The 11,483-nt window shown below is 48.9% G+C and carries 9 protein-coding genes and 3 pseudogenes; 9 read left to right on the top strand and 3 right to left on the bottom strand.

What is annotated here, in order from left to right; translation table 11 throughout:
• From rhsD to QZF50_RS19960, 4 genes and pseudogenes are all read left to right on the top strand, one after another.
• Positions 1-1,552: pseudogene (gene rhsD, locus QZF50_RS19975) on the top strand (rhs element protein RhsD); the annotation flags it as partial.
• Between the two features lie 39 nt (positions 1,553-1,591).
• A complete protein-coding gene (locus tag QZF50_RS19970; protein ID WP_000877768.1) occupies positions 1,592-1,960 on the top strand; it encodes a YbbC/YhhH family protein in 369 nt (122 codons plus the stop codon).
• A 2-nt stretch (positions 1,961-1,962) separates the two neighbouring features.
• A pseudogene (locus QZF50_RS19965) lies at positions 1,963-2,670 on the top strand (RHS repeat-associated core domain-containing protein); the annotation flags it as partial.
• The gene (locus QZF50_RS19960) at positions 2,651-3,142 is read left to right on the top strand and encodes a hypothetical protein (RefSeq protein WP_000879780.1); all 492 of its coding nucleotides are present in this window, start codon (positions 2,651-2,653) and stop codon (positions 3,140-3,142) included. The pseudogene QZF50_RS19965 and the gene QZF50_RS19960, both read left to right, overlap by 20 nt.
• Before the next feature lie 520 nt (positions 3,143-3,662).
• Here QZF50_RS19960 and QZF50_RS19955 read toward each other — a convergent pair.
• The 3 genes and pseudogenes from QZF50_RS19955 to allS form a co-directional block, all read right to left on the bottom strand.
• A pseudogene (locus QZF50_RS19955) lies at positions 3,663-4,028 on the bottom strand (helix-turn-helix domain-containing protein); the annotation flags it as partial.
• A gap of 115 nt (positions 4,029-4,143) precedes the next feature.
• Positions 4,144-5,238, bottom strand: coding sequence for a tRNA 2-selenouridine(34) synthase MnmH (gene mnmH, locus QZF50_RS19950; protein WP_001583277.1), 1,095 nt, complete (start codon positions 5,236-5,238; stop codon positions 4,144-4,146).
• A gap of 68 nt (positions 5,239-5,306) precedes the next feature.
• Positions 5,307-6,233 carry an HTH-type transcriptional activator AllS gene (gene allS / locus QZF50_RS19945; protein WP_000460129.1) on the bottom strand — a complete coding sequence of 309 codons (927 nt, stop codon included), beginning with the start codon at positions 6,231-6,233 and terminating at the stop codon, positions 5,307-5,309.
• A gap of 229 nt (positions 6,234-6,462) precedes the next feature.
• Here allS and allA point away from each other — a divergent pair, with 229 nt between their 5' ends.
• The 5 genes from allA to glxR all read left to right on the top strand — a co-directional run bounded on the left by allA (position 6,463) and on the right by glxR (position 11,476).
• The gene (allA, locus tag QZF50_RS19940) at positions 6,463-6,945 is read left to right on the top strand and encodes an ureidoglycolate lyase (protein WP_000776392.1); all 483 of its coding nucleotides are present in this window, start codon (positions 6,463-6,465) and stop codon (positions 6,943-6,945) included.
• Positions 6,946-7,022: 77 nt separating this feature from the next.
• Entirely contained in the window at positions 7,023-7,838 is an 816-nt protein-coding gene (gene allR / locus QZF50_RS19935) for an HTH-type transcriptional repressor AllR (RefSeq protein ID WP_000141275.1), read from the top strand.
• Positions 7,839-7,927: 89 nt separating this feature from the next.
• Positions 7,928-9,709, top strand: coding sequence for a glyoxylate carboligase (gene gcl, locus QZF50_RS19930; protein ID WP_001096878.1), 1,782 nt, complete (start codon positions 7,928-7,930; stop codon positions 9,707-9,709).
• A gap of 12 nt (positions 9,710-9,721) precedes the next feature.
• A complete protein-coding gene (gene hyi, locus QZF50_RS19925; protein ID WP_000943556.1) occupies positions 9,722-10,498 on the top strand; it encodes a hydroxypyruvate isomerase in 777 nt (258 codons plus the stop codon).
• 99 nt (positions 10,499-10,597) lie between these two features.
• Positions 10,598-11,476: a 2-hydroxy-3-oxopropionate reductase gene (glxR, locus tag QZF50_RS19920; RefSeq protein WP_000765839.1), complete on the top strand. Its 879-nt coding sequence runs from the start codon at positions 10,598-10,600 to the stop codon at positions 11,474-11,476.
• The last annotated feature ends 7 nt before the right edge of the window (positions 11,477-11,483 follow it).

Below are 11,483 nucleotides of genomic sequence, written 5' to 3'. Positions count from 1 at the left end.
CCCGTATGCCACCGACCCGGCGGGAAACCGCCTGCCGGACCCGGAGCTGCACCCGGACAGTACCCTCACGGCGTGGCCGGATAACCGCATCGCAGAGGATGCGCACTATGTTTACCACTATGATGAATACGGCAGACTGACGGAGAAGACGGACCTTATCCCGGCGGGTGTTATCCGGACGGACGACGAGCGGACCCACCACTACCACTACGACAGCCAGCACCGCCTGGTGTTCCACACGCGGATACAGCATGGCGAGCCACTGGTCGAGAGCCGCTACCTCTACGACCCGCTGGGACGGCGAATGGCGAAACGGGTGTGGCGTCGCGAGCGTGACCTGACGGGATGGATGTCGCTGTCGCGGAAACCGGAGGTGACGTGGTACGGGTGGGACGGCGACCGGCTGACGACGGTACAGACCGACACCACGCGTATCCAGACGGTATATCAGCCGGGGAGCTTCGCGCCGCTCATCCGCATCGAAACAGACAACGGCGAGCGGGAGAAAGCGCAGCGCCGCAGCCTGGCGGAGAAGCTGCAGCAGGAAGGGAGCGAGGACGGGCACGGCGTGGTATTTCCGGCTGAACTGGTGCGGCTGCTGGACAGACTGGAGGAAGAAATCCGGGCAGACCGCGTGAGCAGTGAAAGCCGGGCGTGGCTTGCGCAGTGCGGGCTGACGGTGGAGCAACTGGCCAGACAGGTGGAGCCGGAATACACACCGGCGCGAAAAGCTCATCTTTATCACTGCGACCACCGGGGACTGCCGCTGGCGCTTATCAGCGAAGACGGCAATACGGCGTGGAGCGCGGAATATGATGAATGGGGCAACCAGCTTAATGAGGAGAACCCGCATCATGTGTATCAGCCGTACCGTCTGCCAGGGCAGCAGCATGATGAGGAATCAGGGCTGTACTATAACCGTCACCGGTACTACGATCCGTTGCAGGGGCGGTATATTACTCAGGACCCGATGGGGTTGAAAGGGGGATGGAATTTATATCAGTATCCTTTAAATCCACTACAACAAATTGACCCTATGGGATTATTGCAGACTTGGGATGATGCCAGATCTGGAGCATGTACGGGGGGAGTTTGTGGTGTTCTTTCACGTATAATAGGACCAAGTAAATTTGATAGTACTGCAGATGCTGCGTTAGATGCTTTGAAAGAAACGCAGAATAGATCTCTATGTAATGATATGGAATACTCTGGTATTGTCTGTAAAGATACTAATGGAAAATATTTTGCATCTAAGGCAGAAACTGATAATTTAAGAAAGGAGTCATATCCTCTGAAAAGAAAATGTCCCACAGGTACAGATAGAGTTGCTGCTTATCATACTCACGGTGCAGATAGTCATGGCGATTATGTTGATGAATTTTTTTCAAGTAGCGATAAAAATCTTGTAAGAAGTAAAGATAATAATCTTGAAGCATTTTATCTCGCAACACCTGATGGACGATTTGAGGCGCTTAATAATAAAGGAGAATATATTTTTATCAGAAATAGTGTCCCGGGATTGAGTTCAGTATGCATACCGTATCATGATTAATTTTAGTGCTTTTATTAGTGGGGCCTATAAGGAGATTCAATGAAATATAGTTCAATATTTTCGATGCTTTCATTTTTTATACTATTTGCCTGTAATGAGACAGCTGTTTACGGTTCTGATGAAAACATTATTTTTATGAGGTATGTGGAAAAATTACATTTAGATAAATACTCTGTTAAAAATACGGTAAAAACTGAAACAATGGCGATACAATTAGCTGAAATATATGTTAGGTATCGCTATGGCGAACGGATTGCAGAAGAAGAAAAACCATATTTAATTACGGAACTACCAGATAGTTGGGTTGTTGAGGGAGCAAAGTTACCTTATGAAGTTGCGGGTGGTGTATTTATTATAGAAATTAATAAGAAAAATGGATGTGTTTTGAATTTCCTACATAGTAAATAATGCTGGCGCTGATGGATGCGGATGGAAACATTGCGTGGAGCGGGGAGTATGATGAGTGGGGCAACCAGCTGAATGAAGAGAACCCGCATCACCTGCACCAGCCGTACCGGCTGCCGGGGCAGCAGTATGATAAGGAGTCGGGGCTGTACTACAACCGGAACCGGTACTACGATCCGTTGCAGGGGCGGTATATCACTCAGGACCCGATAGGGCTGGAGGGGGGATGGAGTCTGTATGCGTATCCGCTGAAGCCGGTGAATGGTATTGATCCATTAGGGTTAAGTCCTGCAGATGTAGCGTTAATGCGAAAAAAAGAACAACTAAACCATCAAAGAGCATGGGATATATTATCTGATACTTATGATGATATGAAGAGATTAAATTTAGGTGGGACTGATCAATTTTTCCATTGTATGGCATTTTGTCGAGTGTCTAAATTAAATGACGCTGGTGTTAGCCGATCAGCGAAAGGGCTGGGTTATGAAAAAGAGATTAGAGATTACGGGTTAAATATGTTCGGTATGTACGGCAGAAAAGTAAAGTTATCCCATTCTGAGATGATTGAAGATAATAAAAAAGACTTGGCTGTAAATGAACATGGGTTGACATGTCCATTAACACAAGATTGCTCAAATAGATGTATTGATTATATTAATCCAGAGCATAAAAAAACGATAAAGGCTTTACAAGATGCTGGCTATCTCAAGTAACATCTCAAAGATGGTAATATTTATTTTTGCTATTATAATCGTTGTTTTTTTATGCGTGACTACTTATCTTTATTTACACAAAGATGAATCTCTTGTAAGTAAGCATTACATAAACTATATGGCAATACCAGAAAGTGATGGAGTTTTTACATGGCTCCCAGATTTTTTTCCGCACGTAGCGGTGGATATATCAATATCCACAAATGTAGAAGATGATTATTTTTTTTCTTATTTTTCCCTAACAATCGATGATGGGGGGAGGTTTAAGAAAACATTGACGGTGAGGGCCAGGGAACAAGTGGCGAAAATCGTATCAGAGAATGATCCAGATACAAAAAAAGTGTGGTGTAAATATGGTAAAATACCAGGGCAAGGGGATAGCGTAAACCTTTTTTTTGTTGGTGAAATTAATGTTACGCATTATTTTATAACAAATATTGGAGCTGGATTGCCTGATGCTTGTGCAGAGTAATTGCTTGAATTAAGAGTCTATCCCATATCGAAGTCGTCAACTTCGTAGTGAGGAAAAGTAAAATTCCTGACTGAGAAAAGACATGTCGGCTATTGTGTAAAGCCATATAGCTCAGACGATGAATATCTACTCGTATTCAGTTGTTTATTGAGGGTGAGTTCCGACCCTGAAACAACAAATAAAATGAACAGTCAGAGAGTTTACATAGAATTGCACTGGTCTTTTACGATATCTGACATTGTGTAATACATATTCAGCCATGCATTAATTAAAATGTTACGTGTTTAATGTGAGTCCCTATCTGAAAATAAATAATCCTTCCGGATTAAAATAAATTCTTGCCGGGAAAGAAAGAGGAAATAAACCATTAGCGGAAAACCAGCGGCACGCCAGGGTGACATGCCCCAGTACGGCGGCCCGATAGTCCAAGGTTCAGCGGGGGTACTGATAGTCGCGCCGACTGCATCGAGAACTCCATACAACTTTTTACGGAACGTCACCTGATAAAATTTGTTCAGTATCGTCTTTTGAGATTCTCAAGGTTATGGAGTAACCAGACAGAACGGACACCACTGTCGGAGATAAAAACCCCCTGTTTACGCAGCTCGTTGCTGGCCCGGTGCTGACCATGTGTCGGGAAAGCGACGGCGTAATCAACAACAGCCTGTTCAGTTGCCTCATCGGTACGGTTCTTAAGGTTAGGAGCGCGGCGACTACGATTAATCTGCGCATCCACACCGCCTTCAGCGACCAGTTCGCGGTAACGATAAAACGTATCACGCGAAACGCCCATGATTTTACAGGCTTTTGATACGTTGCTGAGTTCTTCAGCCAGATTGAGCAAACCGGCTTTGTGTTTGATGACGGGATTGGCAGTATGAAGCATGAGAGTTACCTCTTGTTTTGGATAAGGATTCGACACTCATATCAAAACCGGTAACTCTCAACCTTTCAAGGCCATGTGTCAGATCAAGTCGCGACTAATACAAATACGTCCCTCATTACCGCGCCTTAACCCATTCCGCCACTTCCGCCCACTCACCGCGAAAGACAACTTTTTCCGCTTTTTTCTCAAGCTGATAGCGATACATTGGGTCGTAATATTCTTTAAGTAACGGCACCAGCCAGGCCAGATGACCGTCGGTGCTACCGGTTGCGAGTTGCGTTGTCAGCGCTGCATCCAGCCTTGCAGCCAGTTCGTTATAGCGCTGTAGCCCCAGCCGACGCTTGATCGCCGAAAGTCCGTGATGCAGGTATTCGCAATACTCCTGCCAGCCCTGTTCGTCGCCGTACGCGTGGGTAAAATCATGATGCATACGCAAGAAATACTCTTCGTTCAGGCGCTCAAGACGGATCTCAAACGGATCTTCTACCACCGCAATCGCCGCCTGAGTCATTCGCTCGCGCAGGCATTCCGGCAGGTGATTCGAACCGATCATCCGGCTTTCGTCTTCCAGCACCCACAGGCGCAAATTCTGACGGGCGTCGGTTTTTAGCATTTCGGCAGCCAGCAGGTTTTCAAAACTCGCCTGGCTAAGTTGTGGTTGTAAGGTGCGACCAAACGCCGAACCGCGATGACGCGCCAGCCCTTCCAGATCAACACCGTTCGGCTGTTGTTGCACTAACAGCGTTTTGCCGCAGCCGGTACAACCGCCAATCAGCACTATCGGTTTTTGTGCCAGTTCAATAGTCGCCTGAATCGTGGTCTGGCGCAGTGCCTTATAACCGCCTTCCACCAGCGGATAATCAATCCCCGCTGCATGCAACCAGCTTTGCACAATATGTGAGCGCTGACCGCCACGGGCGCAGCAGAGAATACCTTGCGGATTTTGCAGGCACGCTGCCCGCCAGGCGTCCATACGCTGCTGACGAATTTCACCCGCCACCAGTTTATGACCCAGCGCCAGCGCCGCGTCTGACCCTTGCTGTTTATAACAGGTGCCAACGGCGACGCGTTCATCGTTATTCATTAACGGCAGATTGATAGCGGCGGGCATTGCGCCTTGCTCAAACTCGATAGGGGCGCGAACATCAATAATGGGCGTATCAGCAATCAGCAGGGCACGATAGTCCTGTTCCGTGTGTCTCTCTTGCATAGTTAAAAGTGAACCTCAAATCAGCTTGCGCGCTATTTTACGCGCCAACGCGCAAGGAAACTTGATTTTTAACTGCGTGGGTTGCCGAAAATTTCTAAAAATCCGCTGATTTCCGGCCTGCGCTGGGTAAACAAGGTCACAATATCTTCTACCGCTTTGCCGCTGCCAAATTTGCGCCATGCCAGACTCAATGGCGAAGGAGGGCGCATCGTTGGGATTACCCGGCTAACTAGTTGTTGATTATCGATCATTGACTGGCAAAGCGATTTTGGCAAAAAACCAATGCCAACGCCCGCAAGATGGGCGGCGATTTTCGTTTCCATATCAGGAACAATAATCTCTTTTTGCCCAGGCAATCGCCAGGCGACGCGTTTGGTTAAGGTGCGGGCGCTGTCTTCAATATTGACCGCCGGAAAGCGCCGCAACTGCGCTTCTGTTAGCGGCTCTTCAACGTTCGCCAGCGGATGATCCGCCGCCATGACAAAGCGCCATTGCACCGATCCTAAGGGATCAAGACTAAAGGTATTTGCCAGCGCCTCGGTTCCCGTGACGCCGATAGCCAGTGAAAAACCTTCGTATAATAGCGAATCCCAGACGCCCATATAGATTTGTCGGGAGATGTGAAACTGGGTAAAGGGGTAACGTTCATTCAGCCACGCCAGCAACTGGGCGACGGCCTGGGGGTGGTAGAGCAGGTTGTTGATGACAATATTCACCTGGCGTTCCACGCCATCATTCACCTGTTGCAGCTCGCTTGGCATACTTTCCAGCCAGCTCAGCCAGTCTCTGGCCTGGGAAAGTAGATGCTCGCCAGCCGCTGTCAACGTCACGCTGCGAGTCGTGCGGAAAAACAGCGCTACTCCGGTATTCTCTTCCAGAAGTTTAATGCGATAACTGATCGTCGCCGTGGTTTTACATAATCGTTCTGCCGCTTTTGAAAAACTTCCTGTTTCAGCAACCGCAATGAAAGTCCGCAAGGTTTCTGGATCGAACATCTTCAGGTATCCCCTTTTAAATCCGCAAGTTGCGTGATTTTCTTATCCTCTGATTTATCAGTATTTTTACATGATAACCCTGTTCAATTTGTGGACTAAATCTACTTTTGGAAAAATATTCCAACTTTTGTGTTGATGTTGTTCTCTTAAGGTTTTAGATTGCCTGTTATTGAAACCAAGCTGACCGGTCGGCGATGGTTGAACGGAATTATGTTACAAGGACAAAAAGATGAAACTTCAGGTATTACCGTTAAGTCAGGAAGCCTTTAGTGCTTATGGCGACGTAATCGAAACTCAGCAACGGGATTTTTTCCATATTAACAATGGCCTGGTGGAGCGTTACCACGATTTGGCGCTGGTTGAGATTCTTGAGCAAGACCGTACGCTTATCAGCATTAACCGCGCGCAACCGGCGAATCTGCCGCTGACCATTTACGAACTCGAACGTCATCCGCTGGGCACTCAGGCCTTTATCCCGATGAAAGGTGAAGTGTTTGTGGTGGTCGTGGCGTTAGGCGACGACAAACCAGACCTGTCAACGCTGCGGGCGTTTATCACCAACGGCGAACAGGGAGTGAATTACCATCGTAACGTCTGGCATCACCCACTTTTCGCCTGGCAGCGCGTCACCGATTTTCTGACCATCGATCGCGGCGGCAGTGACAACTGTGATGTTGAAAGTATTCCTGAACAGGAACTCTGTTTTGCGTGACGCCTGCAACCGACTTGCATAAGATAAACTAATTGTTCATTGTTTATGCTCACTTGTAGGTCGGAGTTAACGTAGGTATGACGGAAGTTAGACGGCGCGGCAGGCCAGGACAGGCGGAGCCTGTGGCACAGAAGGGCGCACAGGCGTTAGAGCGGGGAATTGCGATTCTGCAATATCTGGAAAAAAGTGGGGGAAGTTCGTCGGTTAGCGATATTTCTCTCAATCTGGATTTGCCGCTCTCCACGACCTTTCGCTTGCTGAAGGTTTTACAGGCAGCGGATTTTGTCTATCAGGACAGTCAATTAGGCTGGTGGCATATAGGATTAGGTGTCTTTAACGTCGGTGCGGCGTACATCCATAACCGCGATGTCCTCTCCGTCGCCGGGCCGTTTATGCGCCGCCTGATGTTACTTTCCGGCGAAACGGTCAATGTCGCGATCCGTAACGGCAATGAAGCAGTATTAATTGGTCAGTTAGAGTGTAAATCAATGGTCAGGATGTGTGCGCCACTGGGCAGTCGTCTGCCGCTGCATGCTTCCGGTGCGGGCAAAGCGCTGCTTTATCCGCTGGCGGAAGAGGAGTTGATGAGCATCATTCTGCAAACCGGTTTGCAGCAGTTTACGCCAACTACGCTTGTGGATATGCCCACCTTGCTGAAGGACCTGGAACAAGCGCGTGAACTGGGCTATACCGTAGATAAAGAAGAGCATGTTGTAGGTCTGAATTGCATAGCTTCAGCAATTTACGATGATGTCGGTAGCGTTGTTGCCGCTATCTCCATCTCCGGGCCTTCATCAAGACTGACAGAAGATCGTTTTGTCAGTCAGGGTGAGCTGGTCAGAGACACCGCCCGCGATATCAGCACGGCGTTGGGACTGAAAGCACATCCATAGTGTCTGTCGCATCCCGCTCTGCGGAGCGGGTTTTTTTGACAAAATTTGAAAGTTGGAAAATTTTTCCAATTAATAGAGGTAGGAATAAAATGGCAAAAATGAGAGCCGTTGACGCGGCAATGTATGTGCTGGAGAAAGAAGGTATCACCACCGCCTTCGGCGTTCCGGGAGCTGCAATCAATCCGTTCTACTCAGCGATGCGTAAGCACGGCGGTATTCGTCACATTCTGGCGCGTCATGTGGAAGGTGCTTCGCACATGGCGGAAGGTTATACCCGCGCAACGGCAGGGAATATCGGCGTATGTCTGGGGACTTCCGGTCCTGCGGGCACGGACATGATCACCGCGCTCTATTCTGCTTCTGCTGATTCCATTCCTATTCTGTGTATTACTGGCCAGGCTCCGCGCGCCCGTCTGCATAAAGAAGATTTCCAGGCTGTTGATATCGAAGCTATCGCCAAGCCGGTAAGTAAAATGGCGGTTACAGTACGTGAAGCGGCGCTGGTGCCTCGTGTGTTGCAACAGGCATTTCACCTGATGCGTTCTGGTCGTCCGGGTCCGGTACTGGTGGATTTACCGTTCGACGTTCAGGTTGCGGAAATCGAGTTTGATCCTGATATGTACGAACCGCTGCCGGTCTACAAACCTGCTGCCAGCCGTATGCAGATCGAAAAAGCTGTAGAAATGTTAATCCAGGCCGAACGTCCGGTGATTGTTGCCGGGGGCGGGGTAATTAATGCTGACGCAGCTGCACTGTTACAACAGTTTGCTGAACTGACCAGCGTTCCGGTGATCCCAACGCTGATGGGCTGGGGCTGTATCCCGGACGATCATGAACTGATGGCCGGGATGGTGGGTCTGCAAACCGCGCATCGTTACGGTAACGCAACGTTGCTGGCGTCCGACATGGTGTTTGGTATCGGTAACCGTTTTGCTAACCGTCATACCGGTTCGGTAGAGAAATACACCGAAGGGCGCAAAATCGTTCATATCGATATTGAGCCGACGCAAATTGGTCGCGTGCTGTGTCCGGATCTCGGCATTGTCTCTGATGCTAAAGCGGCGCTGACACTGCTGGTTGAAGTGGCGCAGGAGATGCAAAAAGCGGGTCGTCTGCCGTGTCGTAAAGAATGGGTCGCCGACTGCCAGCAGCGCAAACGCACTTTGCTGCGCAAAACCCATTTCGACAACGTGCCGGTGAAACCGCAGCGCGTGTATGAAGAGATGAACAAAGCCTTTGGTCGCGATGTTTGCTATGTCACCACCATTGGTCTGTCGCAAATTGCCGCTGCGCAAATGCTGCATGTCTTTAAAGACCGCCACTGGATCAACTGTGGGCAGGCAGGCCCGCTGGGCTGGACCATTCCGGCGGCGCTGGGGGTTTGTGCCGCTGATCCAGAGCGCAAAGTGGTGGCGATTTCCGGTGACTTCGACTTCCAGTTCCTGATTGAAGAATTGGCCGTTGGCGCACAGTTCAACATTCCGTACATCCATGTACTGGTCAATAACGCTTATCTGGGGCTGATTCGCCAGTCGCAGCGCGCGTTTGATATGGACTACTGCGTGCAACTCGCTTTCGAGAATATCAACTCCAGTGAAGTGAATGGCTACGGTGTTGACCACGTAAAAGTAGCGGAAGGTTTAGGTTGTAAAGCGATTCGCGTCTTCAAACCGGAAGATATTGCGCCAGCCTTTGAACAGGCGAAAGCCTTAATGGCGCAATATCGGGTACCGGTAGTCGTGGAAGTTATTCTCGAGCGTGTGACCAATATTTCGATGGGCAGCGAACTGGATAACGTCATGGAATTTGAAGATATCGCCGATAACGCAGCGGACGCACCGACTGAAACCTGCTTCATGCACTATGAATAAGGGAGATAAATAATGTTACGTTTCTCTGCTAATTTATCGATGTTATTTGGAGAATATGATTTTCTCGCCCGTTTTGAGAAAGCTGCGCAGTGTGGTTTTCGCGGCGTTGAATTTATGTTTCCTTATGACTACGACATTGAAGAATTAAAACAGGTGCTGGCGAGTAATAAACTCGAACATACGCTGCACAATTTACCGGCGGGTGACTGGGCGGCGGGGGAGCGCGGTATTGCCTGTATTCCTGGCCGTGAAGAAGAGTTTCGGGATGGCGTAGCAGCAGCGATTCGTTATGCCCGTGCGCTGGGTAATAAAAAAATTAACTGTCTGGTCGGTAAAACGCCGGCTGGTTTCAGCAGTGAACAGATTCACGCAACGCTTGTAGAAAACCTGCGTTATGCCGCGAATATGCTGATGAAAGAAGATATTTTATTACTGATTGAACCTATTAACCATTTTGATATTCCTGGTTTCCATCTCACCGGAACTCGGCAGGCGCTGAAATTGATTGATGATGTTGGTTGCTGCAATTTGAAAATTCAGTATGACATTTATCACATGCAGCGGATGGAAGGTGAATTAACCAACACCATGACTCAGTGGGCTGATAAAATTGGTCACCTGCAAATTGCCGATAATCCGCATCGCGGCGAACCGGGAACCGGAGAAATTAATTATGATTATCTCTTTAAGGTAATCGAAAATTCTGACTACAACGGTTGGGTTGGGTGTGAATATAAACCCCAAACCACCACGGAAGCCGGTTTACGCTGGATGGATCCGTACCGTTAAAACGTAACGCTGTTCAGGCAATGCTTTTTTAGGCCGCTAAGTTGGCAGGGGATCGTGTTGTCTGAATTCAGGAAAAGCGAAATTTAAAAGAGGTTAATTATGAAACTGGGATTTATTGGCTTAGGCATTATGGGTACACCGATGGCCATTAATCTGGCGCGTGCCGGTCATCAACTGCATGTCACAACCATTGGACCGGTTGCTGATGAATTACTGTCACTGGGTGCCGTCAGTGTTGAAACTGCGCGCCAGGTAACGGAAGCATCGGACATCATTTTTATTATGGTGCCAGATACACCACAGGTTGAAGAAGTTCTGTTCGGTGAAAATGGTTGTACCAAAGCCTCGCTGAAGGGCAAAACCATTGTTGATATGAGCTCCATTTCCCCGATTGAAACTAAGCGTTTCGCTCGTCAGGTGAATGAACTGGGCGGCGATTATCTCGATGCGCCAGTCTCTGGCGGTGAAATCGGTGCGCGTGAAGGGACGTTGTCGATTATGGTTGGCGGTGATGAAGCGGTATTTGAACGTGTTAAACCGCTGTTTGAACTGCTCGGTAAAAATATCACCCTCGTGGGCGGTAACGGCGACGGTCAAACCTGCAAAGTGGCAAATCAGATTATTGTGGCGCTCAATATTGAAGCGGTTTCTGAAGCCCTGCTATTTGCTTCAAAAGCCGGTGCGGATCCGGTACGTGTGCGCCAGGCGCTGATGGGCGGCTTTGCTTCCTCACGTATTCTGGAAGTTCATGGCGAGCGTATGATTAAACGCACCTTTAATCCGGGCTTCAAAATCGCTCTGCACCAGAAAGATCTCAACCTGGCACTGCAAAGTGCGAAAGCACTTGCGCTGAACCTGCCAAACACTGCGACCTGCCAGGAGTTATTTAATACCTGTGCGGCAAACGGTGGCAGCCAGTTGGATCACTCTGCGTTAGTGCAGGCGCTGGAATTAATGGCTAACCATAAACTGGCCTGATACCCGC

This window comes from uncultured Escherichia sp. (assembly GCF_948475835.1).
Classification (GTDB): Bacteria; Pseudomonadota; Gammaproteobacteria; order Enterobacterales; family Enterobacteriaceae; genus ECMA0423.
The sequence above is the reverse complement of the archived record's forward strand: the minus strand, read 5'-3'. Positions and strand labels throughout refer to the sequence as shown.